This window comes from Lichenicola sp., from assembly GCF_965198575.1.
GTDB lineage: Bacteria > Pseudomonadota > Alphaproteobacteria > Acetobacterales > Acetobacteraceae > Lichenicola.
In genome coordinates this window covers 2,157,150-2,181,493 of the sequence record NZ_OZ240671.1, presented here as the reverse complement: position 1 = coordinate 2,181,493, position 24,344 = coordinate 2,157,150, and the positions used below count along the sequence as shown (strand labels likewise).

16 protein-coding genes are annotated in these 24,344 nt (G+C 67.8%); 8 read left to right on the top strand and 8 right to left on the bottom strand.

The window, feature by feature from the left end:
• Positions 1–64 precede the first annotated feature (64 nt).
• Together ACOEQ2_RS09970 and ACOEQ2_RS09965 are read left to right on the top strand one after the other, a co-directional pair.
• On the top strand, positions 65–1,474 hold the full coding sequence (locus ACOEQ2_RS09970; RefSeq protein ID WP_419727835.1) for an alpha/beta hydrolase: 1,410 nt from the start codon (positions 65–67) through the stop codon (positions 1,472–1,474).
• Positions 1,471–3,000 (top strand): GMC family oxidoreductase, encoded by a 1,530-nt coding sequence (locus tag ACOEQ2_RS09965; RefSeq protein ID WP_419727834.1) that lies wholly within the window; start codon positions 1,471–1,473, stop codon positions 2,998–3,000. The genes ACOEQ2_RS09970 and ACOEQ2_RS09965 overlap by 4 nt, the downstream gene beginning before the upstream one ends.
• 18 nt (positions 3,001–3,018) lie before the next feature.
• On the opposite strand, the gene ACOEQ2_RS09960 is transcribed toward ACOEQ2_RS09965, so the two are convergent.
• The 4 genes from ACOEQ2_RS09960 to ACOEQ2_RS09945 form a co-directional block, all read right to left on the bottom strand.
• Complete coding sequence (locus ACOEQ2_RS09960) at positions 3,019–3,318, bottom strand: hypothetical protein (protein ID WP_419727833.1); 300 nt, start codon at positions 3,316–3,318, stop codon at positions 3,019–3,021.
• A gap of 178 nt (positions 3,319–3,496) precedes the next feature.
• Complete coding sequence (locus tag ACOEQ2_RS09955) at positions 3,497–6,790, bottom strand: efflux RND transporter permease subunit (protein WP_419727832.1); 3,294 nt, start codon at positions 6,788–6,790, stop codon at positions 3,497–3,499.
• A gap of 11 nt (positions 6,791–6,801) precedes the next feature.
• Positions 6,802–9,954: an efflux RND transporter permease subunit gene (locus ACOEQ2_RS09950; RefSeq protein ID WP_419727831.1), complete on the bottom strand. Its 3,153-nt coding sequence runs from the start codon at positions 9,952–9,954 to the stop codon at positions 6,802–6,804.
• Between the two features lie 10 nt (positions 9,955–9,964).
• Positions 9,965–11,221 carry an efflux RND transporter periplasmic adaptor subunit gene (locus tag ACOEQ2_RS09945; protein WP_419727830.1) on the bottom strand — a complete coding sequence of 419 codons (1,257 nt, stop codon included), beginning with the start codon at positions 11,219–11,221 and terminating at the stop codon, positions 9,965–9,967.
• 411 nt (positions 11,222–11,632) lie between these two features.
• On the opposite strand from ACOEQ2_RS09945, the gene ACOEQ2_RS09940 reads away from it, so the two are divergent.
• Entirely contained in the window at positions 11,633–13,075 is a 1,443-nt protein-coding gene (locus ACOEQ2_RS09940; protein WP_419727829.1) for a PQQ-dependent sugar dehydrogenase, read from the top strand.
• A gap of 4 nt (positions 13,076–13,079) precedes the next feature.
• Here the strand turns inward: ACOEQ2_RS09940 and ACOEQ2_RS09935 are convergent, their stop codons facing one another.
• From ACOEQ2_RS09935 to ACOEQ2_RS09920, 4 genes are all read right to left on the bottom strand, one after another.
• Positions 13,080–15,131 carry a prolyl oligopeptidase family serine peptidase gene (locus ACOEQ2_RS09935; protein WP_419727828.1) on the bottom strand — a complete coding sequence of 684 codons (2,052 nt, stop codon included), beginning with the start codon at positions 15,129–15,131 and terminating at the stop codon, positions 13,080–13,082.
• Complete coding sequence (locus tag ACOEQ2_RS09930) at positions 15,131–15,883, bottom strand: hypothetical protein (RefSeq protein ID WP_419727827.1); 753 nt, start codon at positions 15,881–15,883, stop codon at positions 15,131–15,133. Before ACOEQ2_RS09930 ends, ACOEQ2_RS09935 begins: the two co-directional genes overlap by 1 nt.
• Positions 15,884–15,988: 105 nt before the next feature.
• Positions 15,989–17,419 carry a YkvA family protein gene (locus ACOEQ2_RS09925; RefSeq protein WP_419727826.1) on the bottom strand — a complete coding sequence of 477 codons (1,431 nt, stop codon included), beginning with the start codon at positions 17,417–17,419 and terminating at the stop codon, positions 15,989–15,991.
• Positions 17,420–17,821: 402 nt separating this feature from the next.
• Positions 17,822–20,080, bottom strand: a complete 2,259-nt coding sequence (locus ACOEQ2_RS09920) for a primosomal protein N' (protein WP_419731190.1) — start codon at positions 20,078–20,080, stop codon at positions 17,822–17,824.
• A gap of 92 nt (positions 20,081–20,172) precedes the next feature.
• On the opposite strand from ACOEQ2_RS09920, the gene ACOEQ2_RS09915 reads away from it, so the two are divergent.
• The 5 genes from ACOEQ2_RS09915 to ACOEQ2_RS09895 are packed head-to-tail and all read left to right on the top strand — an operon-like array spanning position 20,173 to position 24,308.
• A complete protein-coding gene (locus tag ACOEQ2_RS09915; protein WP_419727825.1) occupies positions 20,173–20,919 on the top strand; it encodes a hypothetical protein in 747 nt (248 codons plus the stop codon).
• A complete protein-coding gene (locus ACOEQ2_RS09910; protein ID WP_419727824.1) occupies positions 20,916–21,902 on the top strand; it encodes a tyrosine recombinase XerC in 987 nt (328 codons plus the stop codon). Before ACOEQ2_RS09915 ends, ACOEQ2_RS09910 begins: the two co-directional genes overlap by 4 nt.
• A gap of 7 nt (positions 21,903–21,909) precedes the next feature.
• Complete coding sequence (gene pip, locus ACOEQ2_RS09905) at positions 21,910–22,923, top strand: prolyl aminopeptidase (protein ID WP_419731189.1); 1,014 nt, start codon at positions 21,910–21,912, stop codon at positions 22,921–22,923.
• A 54-nt stretch (positions 22,924–22,977) separates the two neighbouring features.
• Positions 22,978–23,907: a VOC family protein gene (locus ACOEQ2_RS09900; protein ID WP_419727823.1), complete on the top strand. Its 930-nt coding sequence runs from the start codon at positions 22,978–22,980 to the stop codon at positions 23,905–23,907.
• Positions 23,904–24,308 (top strand): hypothetical protein, encoded by a 405-nt coding sequence (locus ACOEQ2_RS09895; protein WP_419727822.1) that lies wholly within the window; start codon positions 23,904–23,906, stop codon positions 24,306–24,308. The genes ACOEQ2_RS09900 and ACOEQ2_RS09895 overlap by 4 nt, the downstream gene beginning before the upstream one ends.
• Positions 24,309–24,344 lie beyond the last annotated feature (36 nt).

Sequence of the window (24,344 nt, the reverse complement as noted above, 5' to 3'; positions counted from 1 at the left end):
CCGGTTGATCGAGGGCATCGGGACGCCAATCTCTCCGGTCGCACAACCGGAAGTCCCTCTGCCCATGTCGTCGACGCGCCCGACACCCACCCTCGTCTTCCTGCATTTCCTGGGGGGAAGCGCCGGAACGTGGAAACCGGTCGAGGACCGCCTGGAGGGGCGGCATCCGTGCCTCAGGCTGGACCTGCCGGGCTTCGGCGACGCAAACCATCACGACGGCTACGCGGTGGCGGACATGGCGGACTGGGTCACCGCGCAGGTGCAGTCGCGCCAGCCCGGCCCTTGGATCCTGGCCGGCCACAGCATGGGTGCCAAGGTTGCGTTGCTGATCGCGCGGCGCGCCGAGGATGGCGACGCGCGACTGGCCGGGCTGTGCGGGCTGGTGCTTGCGGCGGGATCGCCCGCTTCGCCGGAGCCGATGGCCGACGCGATGCGCGCCGACATGATGAGCTGGTTCACCGGCGGCGAAGCCGACAATCGGCGCCAGGCCGACGACTATATCGGCAACAACGTCGCGTCGCCGCTGCCCGCGGCATTGCACGATGATGCCGTGTCGGACGTGTTGCGCGCCTCGCGGACTGCCTGGACCGCCTGGCTGCAAAGCGGCAGCCGTGAGAACCTGGTGCGCAGGATCGGCGTGCTACGGACAAAGGCGTTGATCCTGGCAGGCAGGAAAGACTCGGCACTCGGCGGGGACGCGCAGCGCGCATTGATGGCACCGCATTTCGCGCACTCCAATCTCGAAATCCTCGACGACGCCGCGCATCTGCTGCCGATCGAGCAACCCGGGCGGGTGACTGCACTGATCGAGGCATTCGCCGCCTCGCTCGCCGATGCGCATGAGCCTGGGCATGAGCCTGGGCCCGATCCGGTCCCTGCCCTACTCGAGTCCGACCGCATCACCAAGCGCACACGCACGGCACTTGCCGGCCGTCTGCACGATGATCCGGCCTATTCGCCGCAGGTGCTGGGCGCGCCGCAACTGGCGATCCTGCGGGCGGTGATGGAGCGCGTGCTGCCGCCGCCGGATGGGTTGTCGATCGATCTGGCCGCCAGGCTCGATGCGATGCTGACCGAGGGCACCGGTGATGGCTGGCGCTTTGCCGGCATGCCGCCGGACGCGCAGGCGTACAGCATGGCGCTGGATACGTTGGAGGCGAGCGCACAGGCCGGGTTCGACCGGCCGTTCGTGTGCCTGCCGCAGCGCGACCAGGAGAAGCTGCTCGACAGGATCGAGAGCAGCGCGATCGGGTTCGATCTGCCTGGCATGCTGACGGCAGAGAACATGGAGCATTGGTTCGAGGAATTGCGTGGCGATGCCGCCCGCCTGCTGATGGGGGATCCGCGGATGATGGCCCGGCTCGGATGCACCGCCGTCGCCACCGGCGGCGATGCGGCACTTGCCGGGTTCACGGCCTACGGCCCCAACTCGGCAGAGGACTGGGAACCGGCATTGTTCGGAGCGCCGCGATGATGCGCCGCCACGCCACGACCGATGTGGTCGATGCGGTGGTGATCGGCACCGGAGCCGGCGGTGGACCGCTGTTGGCACGGCTCGCGGCGGCGGGATTGTCGGTGGTGGCGCTCGAGGCCGGGCGCGACCGGATCGCCAACCAGCACACCCCGGACGAGATCGCCGCATCGGACCTGTACTGGATGGGCGAGCGGCTGAGCGGCGGCGAGACACCCGAGGCGTTCGGCCCGAACAATAGCGGCATCGGCGTCGGCGGCTCGACCCTGCACTGGGGCGCCTTCACACCACGGCCCGACCCACGCGAATTCACCCTGCGCACCGACACCGGCAAAGGTGAGGACTGGCCGCTGACCGTCGCCGAATTGCGGCCGTATCTCGAACAGGTCGAGCATGACATCGGCGTGTCCGGACCTGCAGAGTTCCCATGGGATCCGCAGCGCCGTTACCTGATGCCGCCGGTGGACCTCAATGCCCCGGCGCTGGCGATGCAACGTGGCTGCGCGGCGCTCGGCATCCGGACCTCGGCCGCTCCCGCCGCGGTGCTGTCACGGACCCGGATCGGCGGCGGTATCGATCGGGCCGCCTGCGTCGGTTGCGGTGCCTGTCACCAGGGTTGCCGAAACGACGCCAAGGCGACGACCGCCAACACCTACATTCCCTGGGCGGTGCAGGCGGGCGCCGAGATCCGCACCGGCTGCATGGCGGTGGGGATCGAGCGCGACCGAACCGGCCGGATCCGCTCGGTGACGTATCTGCAGGATGGCACGCTGCACGCCCAGGCCTGCCGAACCCTGTTCCTGTGCGCCGGGGCCGTGGAAACGCCGCGGTTGCTGTTGCATACCGGTATCGGCAACGCCAGCGGCCAGGTCGGGCGCAACTACATGGCGCATGTGGCGACCCAGGTCTGGGGCACCTTCGATGACGCGATGCGCATGAACAAGGGCTACCCGTCCTCGCTGATCACCGAGGATTTCCTGCGCCCGCGGGATGCCGAATTCGCCAGCGGCTACCTGGTGCAGAGCCTGGGCGTGATGCCGCTGACCTGGGCCAACGCGATGGCGCGCGGCCGCGGTTTGCGCGGACGGGCGCTGACCGAGGCGCTGACCGGCTACAACCACGCAGCCGGAATCGGCATCAACGGCGATTGCCTACCGCAGGAGCGCAACCGGCTGACACTGTCGGACGAGGTCGACGAGACCGGAATGGCCAAGCCGCTGATCAGCTTCAGCTACGGCGAGAACGAGAATGCCATGGACGAGCATGCAACCGACATGATGCGCGCAGTCTGGGAAGCTGCCGGTGCCAGCGACATCTGGGTGGCAGCGCGATCTGCGCACACGATCGGCACCTGCCGGATGGGACACGACCCGGATCGCAGCGTGGTCGACAGTGTCGGCAGAAGTCACGAGATCGACAATCTGTGGATCTGCGACAACTCGGTGTTTCCGAGTGCGATGGCGGCCAACCCGGCGCTGACGATCATGGCGCTGAGCCTGCGCACCGCAGACGCGTTCCTGCGGCAATAGACAGGCATCGCACGCGGGTCACCGTTTTGCGGTGCAGGAGGGCACGCCGGGGATATCGCCACAGGCTCGGCCGCGCAGGGCGCTGAAGGTGAACATCTGCGTTGCGTCGCCGGGCTGCGGCCTGACCGTCGCGACAATACCGCTTACCTGGTCGGCCGCACCGAACGTCAGAAGCAGATCACCGCTCCCGCCGGGGCCGATACTGCGGAAATGCAGGCCCCCGCCGGACATGGTTTCGCCGGAGGCTTGCAGCGCGTCCACGGCCTTCCGGCGCGAGGCCAGTCGCAGGCTCATCAGCAACGCGCCGGTCAGCGGCACGCATGTCACATCCAACCCATCGTGGCCGGAACACGAGGCTTGCGCATGCGACTGATCCAGTGCCGCCGAGACGCAGAGTGCCGCGATCAACAGGGTGCCGACTATTCTCATGACGATGCCGTGCCTGAGTTGTGGTTGATCCGGATCCATGGCGCGCGCGCAGCCGGGATCAATTCGTCTATATCCGCGACAGCGACAGCGGGGTCCTGGCGTGGTCGCGGCCACGGAACCGCAAGCGGTCGAGCAGCAGATAGACAGCCGGCGTGGTGTAAAGGGTCAGGACCTGGCTGAAGATCAGGCCGCCGATGATCGAGATGCCGAGCGGCTGGCGCAGCTCCGAGCCGTCACCGGAACCCAGGACCAGCGGCAGCGCACCGAGCAATGCCGCGGACGTGGTCATGATGATCGGCCGGAACCGCATCAGGCAGGCCTCGTAGATTGCGTCACGGCTGGACGCACCTCGCTGCCGTTCCGCCTCGAGGGCAAAATCGATCATCAGGATCGCGTTCTTCTTGACGATGCCGATGAGAAGAATGACGCCGATCACCGTGATCAGCGAAAACTCGGTCTGCAGCACCATCAGCGCCAGCACCGCGCCGACGCCGGCCGATGGCAGCGTCGAGAGGATCGTGATCGGGTGCACGAAACTCTCATACAGCACGCCGAGCACGATATAGACCGCGAGCAGCGCCGCTCCGATCAGCAGCGGCTCGCTATCCAGCGACTGCTGGAACACCTGCGCGGTGCCGGCGAAGCCACCGACGATATCGGCCGGCATGTGCAGGTCGGAACTGGCCTTGGCGATCGCGGCCTGCGCGGCCGACAACGAACGCCCGGGCGCCAGGTTGAACGAGATCGTGACGGCCACGAACTGGCTCTGGTGGTTGACGGAAAGTGCGGCGTGCCCGGGGCTGAAATGCGCCACGGCACCGAGCGGGATCATCGTTTCCGCACCGGTGCTGACCGCCGCACCCGACGATGCGACACTGCTGCCGCTTGCCGCGATCGCATTCTCGGCGGCGTTGCGCTGCGAGTTGTTGATCCCGTTCGCCGAACTTGCCGCCGAGCTGGCCGAAGAACTCGTCGTCATGCCGGTCACCGTGCCGGACGGTGCGTTGGTGGTGGCGCTGCCGCTTGGCGTTCCCCCGGAGGTGCTGACCCACACATGTTCCAGGACCGCCGGATCCTGCCAGTATTGCGGCGCGACCTCCATGATGACGTGATACTGGTTCAGCGCGTTGTAGATCGTCGAGACCGAGCGCTGGCCGAACGCGTCATACAGCGTGTCGTCGATCTGGTTGACGTTGAGGCCGAGACGCGACGCCGTCGGCCGGTCGATCGTGACCACCGACTGCAGGCCGTCCTGCTGCTGGTCCGAGTTCACGTCGGTCAGATCATGGTCGGCCTGCAGAGCCTGCACCAGCTTCGGCGCCCACTCGAATACCTCGGCGGTGTTGTCGGCCTGCAGCGTGTATTGGTAGGCGGCATTGGTCTGCCGGCCCCCGACGCGCACATCCTGCGCCGGCACCATGATCAGCCGGCCCGGCACATGCGCCAGCGCACGCCGCAAACGAGTGGTGACCACGTCCAGGCTGTCACGCTGGCTCTTCGGCTTGAGCGCCACATAGACGTTGCCGGTATTGGTCTGCGCGGTCGAGCCGCCGCCGCCGGCGCCGGTGGAGCCGACCACGTTCAGCACCGCCGGATCGTGCTGCACGATCGCCATCATCTGGGTGAGTTTCCGGCTCATCGCCTGGAACGAGATGCTCTGGTCGGCCTGCATGCTGCCGAGCAGCCGGCTGTTATCCTGGGTCGGGAAGAACCCTTTGGGAATGATCACCAGCAGCCACGCGTTCAGCCCGATCGTGGCGACCAGCACCAGCAGCACGAGCGGGTTGTGCTTCAGCGTCCAGGCCAACGTCACCGCATAGAAATCCACCACGCGCTGCCCGATGCTCCGACGCTGCGATTGCCCCTGATCCGGCTCGGGTGGCTTCGGACGCAGCAGCAGCGAACATAGCATCGGCGTGGTGGTGAGCGACGTGATCAGCGACATTACGATCGCCGATGACAAGGTGACGGCGAACTCGCGGAACAGCCGCCCGACGATGCCGCCCATCAGCAGGATCGGCAGGAACACCGCGATCAGCGACAGCGTGATCGAGATGATGGTGAAGCCGACCTCCCGCGCACCATTCAGCGCGGCCTCGCGGCGGGACTCGCCGGCCTCGAGATGGCGGGTGATGTTCTCCAGCACGACGATCGCGTCATCGACCACGAAGCCGGTCGAGATGGTCAGCGCCATCAGCGACAGGTTGTCGAGGCTGTACCCGGCGAGGTACATCACGCCGAAGGTGCCGATCACCGAGACCGGCACGGACACCATCGGGATCAGCGTCGCCCGCCAGTCGCGCAGGAACAGCCACACGACGAAGGTCACCAGCAGCACCGCGATCACCAGCGTCATCTCGGTATCGGCGAGCGAGCCGCGGATGCTGAGCGTGCTGTCGGACGCGAAATTGATGTCGATCCCGCGCGGCAGGGCTGCTTGCAGTTTCGGAATCGACGCCTTCACCGCATCGACGGTCTGGATGACGTTGGCGCCCGGCTGCTTGAAGATGATGACCAGCACCGCGGGCTTGCCGTTCGACAGCCCGAGATTGCGCAGATCCTGCACGCTGTCGGTGACGCTGGCCACGTCGACCAGATGCACCGCCGCGTGGTTCCGGTACGCGATCACCAGCGGCTGATAGTCGGCCGCATGCGATGCCTGGTCGTTGGTGTAGATCTGCAGCCGCCGCCCCGAGAGATCGAGGATGCCCTTCGGCGTATCCGCATTGGCGGCCGCGATCGCCGCACGCACGTCCTCGAGCCCGATGCCGTACTTGAACAGCGCATAGGGATCGAGCTCGACACGCACCGCCGGTAACGCCGCGCCGCTGATGATAACCTGGCCGACCCCGGACAGCTGCGAGAGCTGCTGCTGCAGCACGGTGCTGGCAGCGTCGTACACCTGGGCGCGGGTCAGCGTCGGCGAGGTCAGCGCGACGATCAGCACCGGCGCGTCGGCCGGATTGACCTTTCGATAGACCGGGTTGGACAGCAGGTTGGTCGGCAGATCCGCACGCGCCGCGTTGATCGCCGCCTCGACATCGCGCGCGGCGCCGTTGATGTCGCGATCCAGCCCGAACTGCAGGTTGATGCGGGTCTGCCCGGTCTGGCTCTGCGAGGTCATCTCGGTGAGATCGGCGATCTGCCCGAGATGGCGTTCCAGCGGACCGGCGAGGCTCGTGGCGACGGTCTCCGGATCCGCACCCGGCAGCTGCGCCTGCACCGAGATGGTCGGGAAGTCCACCGCGGGCAGCGAGGCCACCGGCAGCTTCAGGAACCCGAGGATGCCCGCGAACAGGATCGCCAGCGTCAGCAGCGTGGTGGCGATCGGCCGGTTGATGAACGGCGCCGAGATGTTCATGGCAGGCCGCGCTATTCCGCCGGCGCCGCGTCACCGGCCGCCAGGTTCGGACGCCGTCCGGTCAGGCGCACGGCGATGCGGTCGAACGCCAGGTAGATCACCGGCGTGGTGAACAGCGTCAGCACCTGGCTGACCAGCAGCCCGCCGACGATGGCGATGCCGAGTGGCTGGCGCAGCTCCGAGCCGGACCCGCCGCCCAGCATCAGCGGCACCGCACCCAGGATGGCGGCCATCGTGGTCATCAGGATCGGCCGGAAGCGCAGCAGGCACGCCTGGAAGATCGCGTCGCGCGGCGCCTTGCCTTCGGTGCGTTCGGCGGCCAGCGCGAAGTCGATCATCATGATCGCGTTCTTCTTCACGATGCCGATCAGCAGGATGATGCCGATCACCGCGATGATGTCGAGCTGGTGGCCGGTGAAATACAGCGCCAGCAGCGCGCCGACGCCGGCAGAGGGCAGCGTCGAGAGAATCGTCAGCGGATGGATGAAGCTCTCATACAGCACGCCGAGCACGATATAGACCGCGACCAGGGCTGCCAGGATCAGCAACAACTCGTTGGACAGCGATGACTGGAACGCCGACAGCGAGCCCTGCAACGCCGTGGTGAAACTGCCCGGCAGGTCGATGTCGTGCTCCGCTGTGCCGATTGCCGCGACTGCCGTGTCGAGCGAGGTGCCGGGTGCGAGGTCGAACGAGATCGACACCGACGGGAACTGGCCGAGATGCTCGACCTGAAGCGGATCGCTGCGGGTCGAGACATGCACCATCGCCGACAACGGCACCTGGCCCAGCGCATTGGTGGTGGTGGTGCTGACGGTGGCCGCGGTGCTGGCGGCGGCCGAGGGCAGATAGATCGACCCGAGCGCCTGTTGCAGCCCGGCCGCGCTATCGGTCCTGGCCTGCAGGATCACCCGGTACTGGTTCGACTGCGTGTACAGCGTGGTGACGATGCGCTGGCCGAACGCGTCGTAGAGGGCATTGTCGATGGTGGCGGGCGTGATGCCGAAACGCGCCGCGGTCGGCCGGTCGATGACGATGTCGAGCGCGCGCCCGGCGGTGTTCATGTCGCTGGTGACGTCGACGTAGCCGGGCATCGCCGCCAGCCGCTGCACCAGCTTCGGGACCCATTCGGTGAACAGGCCACCGGATGGGTTCTCCAGGAAGAAGTGATACTGCGCCCGGCTGACGGTCGAATCGATCGTGAGGTTCTGCACCGGCTGCATGGCGAGCGTGACGCCCGGCACCGCGCGCACCCGCTCCGCCAGGTCCGCGATCACCTGGGTGACGACCGGCCGCTGGCCGCGCGGCTTCAGGTTGATCAGGAAGCGACCGCTATTGAGCGTATTGTTGGTGCCGTCGACGCCGATGAAACTCGACAGGCTCTGCACCGACGGGTCGCGCAGGATCGCGTCGGCCATCGCCTCCTGCCGCCCGGCCATCGCCTGGAACGATATGTCCTGCGCGGCAGCCGAAATGCCCTGGATCGCACCGGTATCCTGCACCGGAAAGAACCCCTTGGGGATCACCACATACAGCGCGACCGTCGCCAGCAGGGTCAGCAGCGCCACCAGCAATGTCAGCGCCTGGCGATCCAGCACCCAGTTCAGCCAGCGCCCGTAGCCGGCGATGATGCGGTCGAACCCGCGCTCGGCAGCGAGGTCGATCCGGTTGCGGCCCTCCTCCGGGCGATGCTTGACCAGGAACGCGCACATCATCGGCACCAGGGTCAGCGAGACGACCGCGGAGATGATGATGGTGACCGCCAGCGTGACCGCGAACTCGTTGAACAGCCGCCCGACCACGTCGCCCATGAACAGCAGCGGGATCAGCACCGCGATCAATGACACGGTGAGCGAGATGATGGTGAAGCCGATCTCCTGGCTGCCGTTGAGTGCAGCCTCCAGCGGCGCCTCGCCATCCTCGACGTGACGCGCGATGTTCTCGATCATGACGATGGCATCGTCGACGACGAAACCCGTCGAGATCGTCAGCGCCATCAGCGAGAGATTGTCGAGCGAGAACCCGAGCAGGTACATCACCGCCAGCGTGCCGACCAGCGACAGCGGCACCGACAGTGACGGGATCAGCGTCGCCGGCAGCGTGCGCAGGAACACGAAGATCACCAGCACGACCAGCACGACCGCCAGCCCGAGCTCGAACTCGACGTCGTTCACCGACGCGCGGATCGGCGTGGTCTGATCGCTGAGCACCCGCACATCGACCGCCGGCGGCAGCGTCGACTGGATCTGCGGCAGCTTGTCGAGGATGCCCTTCACCACCGCGATCACGTTCGATCCAGGCTGGCGCTGGATGTTCAGGATCACCGCCGGCGTCCGATCGGCCCAGGCGGCGAGCTGGTCGTTCTCCGCACCGTTGACGATGCTGGCGACGTCGCTCAGCCGCACCGAATGGCCGTTCTTGTAGGCGATGATCAGGTTGCCATAGCCGCCGGCATCGGTGATCTGGTCGTTGTCGTTGATGGTGCTGCTCTGCGCCGGCCCGTCGAAGCTGCCCTTCGGCGTATCGACATTCTGGTTGCCGATGATCGTCCGCACATCGTCGATCGCCAGCCCGTACGCCGACAGCGCCCGCGGATTGATCACCACCCGCACCGCCGGCCGGTTGCCACCGCTGATCGAGACCAGCCCGACGCCCGGCTGCTGGCTGATCTTCTGCGCCATGCGGACGTCGGCCAGATCCTCGACCTGGGTCAGGCTGAGCGTCTTGCTGGTCAGCGCCAGGGTCAGGATCGGCGTGTCCGCGGGGTTGACCTTGTTGTAGATCGGCGGCGCCGGCAGATCGGACGGCAGCAGGCTGGTCGCCGCATTGATCGCCGCCTGCACCTCCTGCTCGGCAACATCCAGGCTCAGGCTGAGGGTGAATTGCAGCGTGATGACCGAGGCGCCGCCGGACGAGATCGACGACATCTGGCCAAGGCCGGGCATCTCGCCGAACTGCCGCTCGAGCGGGGCGGTGACCGACGTGGTCATCACCTCCGGGCTGGCGCCGGGATAGAAGGTCTGCACCTGGATCGTCGGGTAATCGACCTCTGGCAGCGCCGAGATCGGCAGGAACCGGTAAGAGATGATGCCGACCAGCAGGATCGCCGCCATCAGCAGCGTCGTCGCCACCGGCCGCAGGATGAACAGTCTCGAGGGGCTCAAGCGCGTGGGCTCAGGGGCTGGGCGAGGCAGGGGCGCTCGACGCGGCGGCCGGCGCACCCGGCTTGCCGCCCTTCCTGGGACCGGCGACGCTGATCTTGCCACCGTTGCGCAGGCGATCCAGCCCGTCGGTCGCAACCTTGTCGCCGGCCTTCAGGCCGTCGGTGATCTGGATCAGGCCACCCTCGGACGGCCCCGTCTTCACCACCTGGACAGCCACCGTATTGTCCGGCTTCACCAGATAGACGAAATCGCCCGGCGCACCGTGCTGCACCGCCGCCTGGGGCGCCACCACAACGCCCGACAACGTCTGCAGCAGCAGGTGCGCATTCACGAACTGCTGCGGGAACAGCGTGTTGTCGGGGTTCGGGAAGGTGGCGCGCAGCTCCACCGTGCCGGTGGTGTTGTCGATCTGGGTGTCGACGGCGGCCAGCGTCCCGGTGGCGAGCGCCTTCGCGTCCGAACGGTCATAGGCGGTCACGGGGAGCACGCCCTTCGCCATCTGCTCCTGGACCTGGGGGATATCGTCCTCCGGCAGCGTGAACAGCACCGAGATCGGCTGCAGCTGGGTCACCACGAACAGCCCGCCGGTGTTGGTGGTCTGCACGTAGTTGCCCGGATCGACGAGCCGGATGCCGACCCGCCCGGTCACCGGCGAAACGATGTGGCAATAGACGAGGTTCAGCTTTGCGCTGTCGATCGCCGCCTGGTCGGCGATGACGGTGCCCTCGTATTGCTTGATCAGGAACAGCTCGTCCTGCGCCTGCTGCACCGCGATGCTGTTCTGGCGGTTCAGCAGCTGGTAGCGGGCACTGTCCGCGCGTGCCTGGGCGAGCAGGCCCTCGTCGTGCGCGAGCGTGCCCTGCGCCTGTTCCAGTGCCACCAGGTATGGCCGCGGATCGATCTGGGCGAGGAACTGGCCCTTATGCACCAGCTGCCCCTCCTCGAAGCCGAGCGACTGCAACTGCCCGTTGATCTGGGTGACGACGGTGACCGTATCGAGCGGCGTCACCGCCCCCAGCCCGCTCAACGTCACCCGGATGTTCCCCGTGCCGATGGTCGCGACGGACACCGAGGTCGGCGCGCCGCCTGGCCCATGTGCACCGGCCTTCGACCCGCCGGCCGCCTGCTGCCCCGGATGCGGCACCTTGCCGGAACCGAACATCCGCCAGGCCACGACAGCCGCAACAAGAAGCAGCACGACCACGACCACCATGGCGATCCGGCGTGAGCGCCTGGGACGCGTCGTGTCCACGGGTGGCAGGCTCATGCCGCCAGAACTCCGGCGCCATGCGCGCGAGCCGCAATCGAACCCAAGATCGTTCCGCCCTCATCTATTGCCCAGCGATGCGTGGTGCCAGATCCTGCAATCAGTGCCTAGTCACGACGCAGAGACATCGCCTGCCTTGCCAGCAACCGGAAGCGGAGAGTGCGATCCTGAACGAATTTTTAGACATTGCGACACTAATGGGCGCCAACACTTCTTTACATTCTCTTCCCGACATCACGAGCAAGTTTGCCGCCTGACGGAAAGGCCTCAATCGACCGGACCTTGCGAGCGCCAAGAAAAGCGGGGACTTCGTGGGAACCGGCTTCAAATACGATCCGTTACAACAAAGCGATGCGCACCGTTCGTCGCGACCCGGCTCTGGAAGCGGTGACAACGCAAGGACGTCGCGCCATGACCGACACCAGGATTGTGTCCCTCGCCGCCTGCCTGGCGATCATGGGACTGCCATTCGCCGCAACGGCGATCGCTGCACCGGCAGAGCTTTCCGAACCGTTGCTGCCTGCCCCGACGGTTTCCTCGACAGTGATCGACCTGCAGTATTTCGCGACGTTGCCGAAGCACGCCGACGGCAGTGCTGCCCGCGTGGAGTTCCTGGGCCCGGCGCCAGACCAGAGCACCGACCTCATCGTCACCGACATGGTCGGCGTGATCTACCGGGTCAGTGCTGACGGCACCACCATCACCCCATACCTCGATCTCAGGAACCAGGGGCTTTCCATCATCTCGGACAGTGGCGAGGAAGGCCTTGTCGGAGTCGCGATCCATCCGAATTTCGCCGGCAATCCGGCGCTACCGGGGTACGGCAAGTTCTACACGGCCTACAGTGCGGCCAAAGGCAGCGGAACCCCCGATTTCCTGGCCAACGACGACGCCGACCACGACCAGGTCATCCGCGAGTGGACCGCCACGAACCCGTTCGCCGCCACCTTCAGCGGCACCTCGCGCGAGGTCCTGCGGGTCGGGAAATACGCGTCCAACCATAATGGCGGCGTCATACGCTTCAACCCGAACGCCACGCCCGGTACAAGCGACTACGGCAATCTCTATATCGGCTTCGGCGATGGTGGCGGCGGAAACGATCCGCGCGGCAATGGCCAGAACCTGAGCAGCCCGCTCGGCAAGATCCTGCGGATCAATCCGCTCGCCGGACCGAACGGCGCAAAATACACGATCCCGTCGGACAACCCGTTCCAATCTGTCGCGACCGCCGGCCCGCTCGTCTGGGCCTACGGGCTTCGTAATCCGCAACAGTTCAGCTGGGAGATCGGCGGTCGCGGCCGCATGTTCATCGACGATATCGGCCAGAATCAGGTGGAGGAGGTCAATCTCGGTGTCCGCGGCGGGAATTACGGCTGGCAGATGCGCGAGGGCACGTTTGCAACCGGCGCTGCTGTCGGCAGTGCCGGCGGCAAGAACGATTACGGCGTCTATCCGCTCCCTGCCAACGACAGCACGTATGGTTTCCTGTATCCGATCGCGGAATACGACCATAGCGATCAGGCCCGGGACGGTGGCACCGTCGCCTCCGGCATCGGCAGCGGCTTCATGTATCAAGGGTCGGGCCAGGCGGCCGAGAACGATGTCTTCTACGTGTTCGCCGATTTCGTGCAGGGCCGCTTGTTCGCAATCGACGCCCGCCCGGCTTCGCTCGAGGCCACCACCGTCTACTCACTCGGCATACGCTACGACGGGATCACCTACCAGTCGTTGAGCACATCGCCGCTTGGAGAGGGAACCCGCTCCGACGTGCGAATCGGTGAGGACTCGCACGGCGGACTTTATGCTCTCCTGAAGGGCCCCGGTGCCATCTACAGAGCCCTCATCTCGAACTAGACGATCACCCTTTCGAGGTCTTCGGGGTGAGATATTTCGCGAACCACGCAAGCATGCGGCGACGCGCATCGGCGAGGTCTGCGGGATCCCTCATGCCGTGGCCCTGCCCGGCATAGACCACGAATTCCGTGGGCACGCCCAGCGTATGCAGGGCGTGATAGAATTCCTGCGTCTGCGGCATCGGACACTCTACATCCGCGTCGCCCACGAATTCGAACGTCGGCGTGTGCACCTGCCGGATGTACGTGATCGGCGAGGACTTCGCGTAGATCAATGGATCGTCATAAACCGACGCGCCGAAGAACGGCAGCATCCACTCGTCGATGCCGTTCTCGCCGTAATAGGACTCCCAGTCCGACACCCCGGCGCCGGCAACCGCGGCGGCGAACCGGTTCGTCTGCGTCACCGTCCACATCGTCATGTAGCCGCCATAGCTGTAGCCGGTCAGGCCCAGGCGATGGTCGTCGACCGGCGCGATCCGCTCCACCGCGTCGATCCCGGTCAGGATGTCGCGCAGGTCGCCATGTCCGAAGTCGCGGACGTTGGCCTGGGTGAAGGTCTCGCCCTGGCCGAAGCTGCCGCGCGGATTGGGCAGGAACACGCGATACCCGGCCTGCAGCAGAAACAACGTCAGGCCACGCTGCGAGAGATAGATCGGCGTCGATGCAGCCGACGGGCCGCCATGCACCGACACGATCATCGCACCCGGCGGCATGGCACCCGCGGGCATCCCGGCACCGGGCGACAACAGCCAGCCCTGCACGTCGGAACCGTCATTGCGCCACTCGACGCTGCGCACCGAAACCGGCACGTGCTGGCTGGCATTTGCGTGTGTCAGGGCATGCCACTGCCCGATCGGGCCGGCCTCGATCTCCGGCGCGGTGGTGAAGTTCTGGTGGATGGCAGCGCTGTTGCCGCCGCCGCAGGCGATGCCGTCGCCACCGCGGGACGCTGACAGCGTCTCCTCGCCGGACCAGATCACATGCTCGGCCCCGCCGCCCAGCGTCATCAGCTCGGCCTTGGAGCCGGCCAATGCGGTTGCCGTCAGCCCGCCGCCGCACGCCCAGGACAGCGCCGTGACGCTGGCGCGCAGGTTCGGCGTCAGGTTCTGCAGCACCGAAGCCGCCACCGGTGCGGCGCTCCCGCCAGTCCCGACCTGGTCGAGCGCCAGCCGGAACACGTCGCCGCCGGTCGAGCCGAAATCGCTCATGATGCCGCCGATGAAGGCAACCGACGTGCCATCCGGCGACACCACCGGATCCGCCAGCTGCTGACGCTGCGGCGGGCTGTAGAGCACCCGCGCCGCACCGCCATCGAAGCCGTACAGCTTGGCGACCCACCAGTTGTTGTCGCCGTTGCCGTGCGCCGCGGTGCCGACGAACCGGGCATGATCCGGCTGCGCCTGGTCGGGCTGCCAGTCATATTCATAGACATAGAGGTCGGCCGGCGACTGGTAATGGAGCGCGCCGTCGGCAATCGTGCCGATGCGTTGTTCGTCCTCGCTCTCGCCGATCTCGCCGGTCATCTTGGCGGCCGCCTGGGTCGCCCCCGGCTCCTTGTGCGCGCCGGCGGTGGCCAGCACCGCCAGCGTGCCGCCCGGACCGTAGCGCAGCCCCTCCAGCGTGCCGTCGAAAGCCAGCAGCTGCGACAGACCGGCGCCCGACGCGTCGACCGCATACACGCGGCGCCGGTGGTCAGTCTTGTGCGGGTCGGGCTGCTGCAGCACGAACGCCAGACGGTGGCTGTCCATGGACCAGGCCAGCGACGACGGCACGCATTCGGCACCCTTGCACGGCAGGCCGACCGTCACCGGCTGACCCTCGCCGGACACGCTGCGGATCACGATCCGGAAGGTCGGCTCCGCGTTCTCATCGGCCGGCAGATCCGCCTCGAGGCTGGCCACATGCGCGCCATCCGGAGACATCGCGACCTGCGTGAACAGATGCTGAGGCGGCGTGGTCGGCGCCGCGATGGCTGCCACTGCCGCGCCCACCGCCGCAAGCGGGCTCGCGATCAATATTGCGCCCAGAGGCGCGGCGATCCTGGTAGCCCGCATCAAGGGCCTGGTGTCCGTGAGAGGGTCGTCATGTCGAGGCTCCTGTCGCTGAGCTGGTAACCGAAGAGATCCATCCACGCCCCGAGCGCGGTTTCGATCCCGTGCACCTGTGCCGGATAAAGCAGCCTGCGCCAACGGCCTATCTCGCCTGTCCGGCCGGCATGGTGCCGGTGCCAGTGCGACCTGAGGTCGTAGATGTCGCCGCGGGCGTCGACGATCGTGGTCGGCTGCCGATCGAGCTGGCCGATGAACCGCTCCACCGCCTGGCGCCGGTTCGCCTGGAAGATCGCGTTCCGGGCTTCCGGCCGCAGCACCCCACCCATATGCCCGGCCACGCCGTCGATGGTGCGGATATCGTCGATGAAGCCGAGCTCGTAATGCAGCGTCACCGCCTGCGGCAGCCGGCCCAGCAGCACGCACGCCTCGGCCGCGCGGCGGACGTTGAACAGCGCCTGGCTGAACGAGAAATTCTGGTACTGCATGAGCGACACCACCGCGTCACGCGGATCGCGCAAGGTCACCAGGATCGCATCCGACGCAGCCGCCACCGCCTCCACGCCGCCGACCGCCTGGTGTGCCTTCACGATGTGGCGCACGCCGCGCGCGGAGAGCCCCTCCGTATCGCGCAACTGGAACACGAACCGCTCGTCGATGACGCCGTGCGGATCGAGCTCGCGGGCCACCGCGCGGGCCACGTTGTAGAGCCAGGTCGAACCGCTCGCGAACATGCCCTGGCACCACAGAACGCTCATCAGGTCCGTCGTCCTGCATCCACCGGGGTGATCCTAGACGGAAAGCCGGCGCCGTCGAACCCGCTCCCGATGCGGCAGCGCCGCGAGCCCCCGGACATCGGTTCGTCAGGCCGGCTCGGGTCCCGGTTCGGACACGTCGAAGCGAGCCAGCGCCGCACGATAGATGCAGCGGTCGAGCGACGTCAGACGGTCCAGTTCCGCGGCGATCTCTGCCGTGTGCGGCTCACGCAGCACCGGACGGAAATCCGGCGAGCGATCGGTATCGGCCCCACGATTGAGCCGTGGCGCCTCCCGCAGCGCCTCGACGCCAAGCATCATGCCGAGCCGGGCGAACGATCGACTTGCGTGCTCGGTAATGCCGACGAAGTCGATGCTCGCGAGTGCGGCCAACGCCTGGTCCAGGACAGCCTCCTGCTCCCGCAGCGGATCGTGACCCGGCTGGGCGTACAAGCCGAGCAGGCGACGGACGTAGAAGCTGTCGATGAAGTTCACGATAACCGGATCGTCGCTGCGCAGAAATTCAAGCAGTCCCAGCCGATGCGCCGCACGCACCTGCGGGTTCTCGTCCGGCTGGCCGAGCAGGGCGGGATCGAGCGACCGCCAGAAATAGTACAGGGACAGCAGCCGGTCCGCCGGGGACCTGAGCATCGTGAAAACGAAGCGGCCGGGGTCGAGCCGGCGCAGCGATGGCAGGTCGTAATGACCCCAGACCAGTGGATAATATCTGATCCGCTCGAGCGCGTTCGGCGTGAACGGCGTCACCAGATGCGGCGGCGACCCGCGACACGGATCGGGATCGATCTGGCCCGGGTGGAACTGGCTGCTGATCACCGCCAGGAGCGATGTCCCGGCGGTCTTTTCCAAATGCAGAAAACTGATCGGGCGTCCGGTCCAGACCCTGAGCCGATCGGCGGTGAAATCAGAGTCACGCGAGTCGAGACCGCGACGCAGCCGACCCTGATAGCTTTGATCGGCGAGCAGCCAGGAGGTCAGCATCGTCTGCGTCAGCACCGGCCGGGCGTCCGGCACGGCCGCGAGAGCACGCATCAGCGGCGGCAGCACGACATGGCGTTGCCGGAGTCCCTTGCGGAACGCCAGCCGCTCGGATCGCCGGGCCGGGCGCCCGAGTGCCAGGCGAACGACCGGTCGGCAAAGCAGCATGCCGAACAGCGTGATCAGCTGCAGCCGGCCTTTCCAGCCGAGTGTATGCATCTGGTTCCGAAGCCGGCCCGCGGCGTCGTCCAGCGCACGCCTTGCTTCCGCGTGGTCCGGCGGCAGCGTGGGGCTCCGCAGCAACGCGACATAGTCACCGGGGATCGTGATCCAGGCGAGCGCCGCACCCGTCAACACGGCGGCCACGTTATCCGCATATCCCACCAGGAAGATCCGGTTGGGGATCAGGTCGACTGGCAGAAGCTGGTAGAAGGCGCCTGCAGCAACGAAACATTTCGGCCGCAGGCAGCCGTTGGGCATGACCAGCGCCCTGCCCAGAAGGTAGGTATTGAATGCGACCCGGCGTGCCAGCTGCCCCGACAAGCTTCCTCCCGCCTTTCCCGCAGCACCCGACGCCGCTCGCAGACGTCAGGACTTTGCAAGACCGAGGCCATATGATCAGGAACTCGGGACAGGTGCCTCTGACAAAACAGTGAGTTCTTGGTGCCGGAATGATCCCGCAACCGGAAATGGCTCCCGCTTGCGTCCTCCGCGCACGCCCGTTCATCGAAGTTGTAAAAGAGGAAAGTTCGTGTGCTCGCCCCAGAGCATTGGTTCAGCCTGGATGGTACGCGAGACGCGACCGATGCATCGGAGCACGCGATGCTCACGATACGACGAAACGTAACAGCGTCATCGGATCGTGAGAATTCGCAATCCATCGAGACGATTTCGCTCCGCCATGGAGCAAGGCTCTCGCCATCCCACGTTGAACGCCCAAGGCTGCTACAGGAACGAGACCGGATCGATATCGACATCGACCTGTACGGACCGCGGGAATTGCAGGCCGTCGAGCCAGCGCCTGAGGATCGGCTGCACCGCAATCTCGCGCCGCGTGCGCAGCAGCAACCGCCGGCGATGGCGCCCGCGCAGGATCGCCAGCGGCGCAGGTGCCGGTCCCAGCACCTGCACGCCCTCCCCTGACGGCGCACTGCGACCGAGCGTCTGTGCCGCCGCATCCGCTGCATCAGCCGTATCGGCACTGACGATCAGGGCCGCCAACCTGCCATAGGGCGGCCACCATCCGGGCCGCCGCTGTGCCGCCTCCTTCTGCATGAAGCTGGCGAAATCGTTGGCGATCAGCGCCTGCATCACCGGATGGGTCGGGTTGTAGGTCTGCAGCAGCACCCGCCCCGGCGCCTCCGCCCGCCCCGCGCGACCCCCGACCTGGTGCAGCAGCTGCACCGTGCGTTCCGCCGCACGCAGATCCCCGCCGGCCAACCCGAGGTCCGCATCGACCACACCCACCAGCGTCAGCCCCGGAAAATGCCACCCCTTGGCGACGATCTGGGTGCCGATGATCAGGTCCACTTCGCGATCGGCGATCTTCCGAACTGCCTCGGCCGCCGCATTCGGCCCCGGCAGCGTGTCGCTCGCCATCACCAGCAGGCGCGCATCCGGGAAGGTCAGCCGCGCCTCCTCGGTGATGCGCTCCACCCCCGGACCGATCGGCGTCAGGCTGTTCTCGGCGTTACAGGCCGGGCAGTGCGTCGGCACCGCCTCGGTGTGCCCGCAATGGTGGCAGGCGAGTTGCCGGCGGGCACGATGCTCGACCAGCCAGGCGGTGCAGTTCGGGCACTGGATGCGATGTCCGCAGGTCCGGCACAGCGTCAGCGGGGCATAGCCGCGCCGGTTCAGGAACAGCATCACCTGCTCGGCCGGCCGACCGTCCGGTGGCTGCATCGCCGCCCGCGCCGCCTCGATCAGCACCGGGCTCAGGAACCGCCCGCGCTCCGGCGGATGGTCGCGCAGATCGATCGCCGCCACCCCGGGCATCGTGGCGCCGCCATGCCGAACGGCAAGCGTCAGGTGCTGGTAGCGGCCGCTCTCGACATTGGCGAGCGTCTCCAGGCTGGGCGTGGCCGACACCAGCAGCACCGGCGCCGACGACAGCCGGGCGCGCACCACCGCCATGTCGCGCGCATGGTAGGTGACGCCGTCCTCCTGCTTGAACGCTGTCTCGTGCTCCTCGTCGACGATCACCAGCCCGAGGTCGGGGAACGGCAGGAACAGCGCCGACCGCGCGCCCACCACCACCTGCGCCTCGCCGCCGGCCACCGCGCGCCAGGTGATGCGCCGCCGCTTCGAGCCGAGATCGGAATGCCAGACCGCCGGCTCGACGCCGAACCGCCTGACGAAGCGCTGCATCCACTGCGCCGACAGCGCGATCTCGGGCAGCAGCACCAGCGCCTGCCGCCCCTCCGCCAGGCACGCCGCCACCGCCTCCAGATACACCTCGGTCTTGCCCGATCCGGTGACGCCGTCGAGCAGCGCCGCCTGGAACCGCCGCCCCTGCACCAGCCCGCGCAGCCGCTGCGCCGTGGTGTTCTGGTCGGGTGACAGCACCGGATCCTGGTGATCCGGATCCGGAGTGCCGAATGCCGCCGGGCCGGCGATCGCCACCTCCACCAGCAGCCCCGCCTCGGCCATCGCCCTGACCACGCCGGTGCCGACCTCGGCCGCGCGTCCCAGCTCGGCGGTGTTGCGCGGGGCGCCATCCGTCAGCGCCTGCAGCACCCGGGCGCGGGCGGGCGTGACGCGTGCGGTGGCGGAGTTGCTGCCCGAGCGGACCCAGCCGGTGGTCGGCGGCACCGGCTGCGAGGCGTTGGTCCGCAACGCCATTGCCAGCACCAGCCCGGGCGGGCTCAGCGTGTAGCCCGCGACCCAGTCGACGAACCGGCGCAGGCTCTCCGGCATCCGCGGCACGTCGAGCAGGGCCGCCACCGGCTTGAGCTTGGCATCGGCGACCGATGGCGGTGGCGGCGTTGCGAGATCCCCGGGCAGCCCGACCGGTGCATCCCAGACCACACCCACCTCGGCGCGCCGGTTGAGCGGCACCATCACGACGTCGCCCGGCTCCAGTGCCAGCGCCTCCGGCTGCGCATAATCGAACGCCCCCTGGAACGGGTACGGCAGCAGCACCGGCACCCGGGAGGCGCCATTCCGGACCGGCTTTGTCGCGGCGGCGGAGGCGTCTAAGCTAATCGGCGTGATGTGTTTCTGGGACAGGGATCGATCCAGTTCGGCCGCTTCGGGCAAGCCATCCGGCCGCCCCGAGTGTGGGAGCGATCGTCGCCATGGACAATGATCCGCCGCCGGGCGACCAGGGCGAAGCCGGCCGGGTGGCACGCTTCCTGACCGACAATCCTGATTGGCTGGCGACCCGCTTGGATATCTACAGCCTGTTGGCACCCCCGCGTCGGGTCCATGGCGAGATCATGGCCGACCACATGGCGGCGATGATCGACGCGGCGCGGCAGCAGGCAGCCGACATGACGGCGCATGCCCAGAGCGTGCTGAAGGCCGGACGTGCGGCAGTCGGGCTCGCCGAACGCGTCCGCGCTGCGGTGCTGGCTCTGATCCGCGCCCCGGATGTCGGCGAGTGGGTGACGAGCGACCTGCCCGGCCTGCTCGGGATCGACTCGGCACTCCTGTGCATCGAAGGCGGCCCTGGTCGGCAGCGCGGCATGACATCGCGACTGATGGCACGTCGTGTCGCCGCCGGAACCGTGGCGCGCCTGCTCGGGCGGCACGACGTGCTGGTGCGAACGACGCCATCCGATCCGATCGAATTGCATGGCGAGGCTGCCGGGCTGGCCATGCAGGACGCGCTGCTGCGTGTGCAGGTCGAGGGACAGCCGCCGATGCTGCTGGCACTGGCCAGCCGGGACATGGCGGTGCTCGAGGAAGGACTGCCGGCCAGCATGACCGGTGGCAGCGCAGGCGGTGGCGGCCGGGCAGCGCTGGCGTTCCTCGGCGAGGCCCTGGCGGCACGGATCGAGACGCTGGCCGCCGCCAATCGTGCCCCGAGCCCCGCCTGGTGACACCCGCTCCGACAGGCAGTGTGCTGGTGCAGGAGTTCCTGGACTGGCTGGCGCACGAGAAGCGGGCCAGCCTGCACACCATCGCGGCCTATCGCGGCGACCTCCGACGGTTCGTGGACTTCCTCACCACCCATCTCGGCGGTGAGCCGGACCTGGCAGCACTTGCCGGGCTGCGACAGGCCGACTTGCGCGCCTGGCTGGCCGAGGAGGCGCGTCACGCCACCGCGGCCCCCGATTATTCGCGCGACAAGGCCAACCGCACCCGCGTGCGCCGGGTCTCGGCGATGCGCAGCTTCTACCGGCACCTGGCCCGGCAGCACGGGGTCGACAACGCCGCACCCGGATTGCTGGCCTCGCCGCGGATTCGCGCTCCGCTGCCGCGTCCGTTGCCGGTGCCCGCGGCGCTGGCGGTGCCGGACGGGATCGCCGACCTGGCGCACTCGACGATGGCCGCCAGCCGCGACACCGCCCTCTTCACGCTGCTCTATGGCGCCGGCCTCCGCATCGCCGAGGCGCTGTCCCTCGATCTGCGTGACCTGCCGCGCGCCGGGAACAACGCCGTCCTGCGGGTCCGGGGGAAGGGAAACAAGGAACGCCTGGTCCCGCTGCTCCCCGCGGTGCTGGCGGCGCTGCAAGCGTGGGCCTCGCAGCACCCGGCCCCGGCCCCGGACGCGCCGCTGTTCCAGGGGGTGCGCGGCGGACGGCTGGATGCCGCGGTGGCGCAGAAGGCGATGCGCGAGTACCGACGGCTGGTCGGCCTGCCCGACAGTGCCACGCCGCACGCGCTGCGGCACTCGTTCGCCACCCACCTGCTGGAAGGCGGCGCCGACCTGCGCTCGATCCAGGAGCTGCTCGGCCATGCGAGCCTGTCCAGCACGCAGCGCTACACCCTGGCGGACGAGGGGCATCTGCTGGATGTCTGGCGACGGACGCATCCGCGGCACGGCATGGATCTGGGCGGGGGAGAATCGGTCGATGGCTGATCAGGCAATGGGCAGGCGAGCGCTCTATCCGCCGATCGAGCCGTACGCCCACGGCATGCTCGATGCCGGCGACGGCCATTCCGTCTATTGGGAGCTGTGCGGCAACCCCGACGGCATCCCGGTCGTGTTCCTGCATGGCGGCCCTGGCGGCGGCTGCACACCGACACAGCGCCGGCTGTTCGATCACGACCGCTACCGTGTGCTGCTGTTCGACCAGCGCGGCTGCGGCCGGTCGACGCCGCACGCCTCGCTCGAGGCCAACACCACCTGGCACCTGGTCGCCGACATCGAGCGGCTGCGCGAGATGACCCGCACCGACAAATGGCTGGTGTTCGGCGGCTCCTGGGGCAGCACCCTGGCGCTCGCCTATTCGCAAGCCCACCCCGAGCGTGCCACCGGGCTGATCCTTCGCGGCATCTTCGGCATGCGCCGGGCGGAGCTGCTCTGGTACTACCAGGAGGGCGCATCCTGGCTCTTCCCCGACAAGTGGGAGCGCTTCCTCGCACCGATCCCGGAGGTCGAGCGCCACGACCTGATCGCAGCGTACCGCCGGCGGCTCACCGGCGAGGATGCCGCAATCCGGATGCAGGCCGCCCGCGCCTGGAGCCTGTGGGAGGGCGAGACACTGACGCTGCTGCCGGATCCGGCGCTGACCCTGCAACATGGCGACGACGCCTTCGCGCTCGCCTTCGCCCGCATCGAGAACCACTACTTCACCCACGGCGCGTGGCTCGAGGACGGCCAGCTGCTGCGCGACGTGCCGCGCATCGCGCATCTGCCGGGGGTGATCGTGCAGGGCCGCTACGACGTCGCCACCCCGGCCCGCACCGCCTGGGAGCTGCACCGCGCCTGGCCGAACGCCGCCTTCCACCTGATCGACGATGCCGGCCACGCCACCACCGAGCCCGGCATCCTGACCGCGCTGCTGAACGCCACGGACGATTTCGCCGCCGGCCGGCTGCACGCTCCCGATCACGGCCAGGCCAATCATGGCGCGCCGGAAACCGGTTCGGTTGCGTAGCGTAATTCCAGTAGCACGCTCCCCGACAGGCAGCGGCGGCGCAGGAGATCGATAGTGCAACGACACGATGCCGACAGGCTGGGTAGGGCAATCGTCGTCGGGCTGAGTCTGGTTCTCTCCGGCGCCACCGCGCTCTCCGCGCCTGCTGCCTCGGCGGCCGACCTGGCACCGCTTAACGTGCCGGCCAGCACCGAGCATCACCCCGGCAAGATCGTGTTCGCCGAGCTCGTGACGCCGGACATCGCCGCCGCCAAGCAGTTCTACGGATCGCTGTTCGGCTGGAGCTTCCAGGATTTCGAGCAGAGCCAGGGCAGCTTCACCCAGGCCTCGCTCGACGGCCAGGTGGTCGCGGGCATGTTCCAGCGTCCTCTGCCGACCGGGCGGCGTCCGAACTGGATCTCCTTTATCGCCACCTCCGACCTCGACGCGTCCGAGGGCCTGGCAGTGCAGGCCGGCGCCAAGGTGCTACTCCCGCCGCACCAACTCGCGGAACTCGGACGCGAAGCGGTGTTCACCGATCCGCAGGGAGGGGTGTTCGCCATGCTGCAATCGACGAGCGGCGATCCCCCCGATCTGCTTGCAGACCCGGGCGACTGGATCTGGAGCTCGCTGATCACCACGGATCCGACCAAGGCGGTCACTTTCTACAAGACGGTGTTCGGCTACGACCTGTTCAACATGAGCACGCCGCAGGATCCTGCAACCGCGCAGCACATGCTGATGGCATCCGATAATTTCGCCCGTGCCAGTGTCAATTCGATCCCCTCGAGCTGGGTCGGAGCCCGTCCGCGCTGGCTGGATTACATCCGGGTCGACGATGCGACGGCAATGGCTGCCAAGGCCACGAGCCTGGGCGGCAAGGTGGTGCTGTCGCCAAGGGTGGATCGACATGGCGGCAAGATCGCCATCCTGGCTGATCCGCAAGGCGCCTTGTTCGGCGTGATGGAATGGCCGACGGACGCACCGGCGGGGAACGCGAAATGACCTCGCATCGCGCGAAGCGGCCCGCACTCATCTTGGCATTGGCGCTCCTCGGAGGCCTGTCCGCCTGCGTCGGCGGCTATGGTGGCGGCTATGACGGCGGCGGCGGATATGGCGGCGACTACTACGATACCTCGGGCGGCGGTTACGGCGGTTGGGGTGGCGGCTACCTGGTCGGTCCGTATGGCGGCGGCGATCGTGGGTTCGACCATCGTGGCGGCGGTGGCGGCTTCAACCGTGGCGGCGGCGGCCGGGGCTTCGGCGGGGGCCGTGGAATGCCCGGGATCCCGACCGGAGCGCGTGGCGGCGGCGGCGGCCACGCGGGCGGTGGCGGTGGCGGCTCCCATGGCGGCGGCGGCGGTGGTGGTCATGGTGGCGGCGGTGGTGGGCACGGCGGCCGCTGAGGCTGGTCCGCAGGACCGATCGGCAGGGGAAGACGC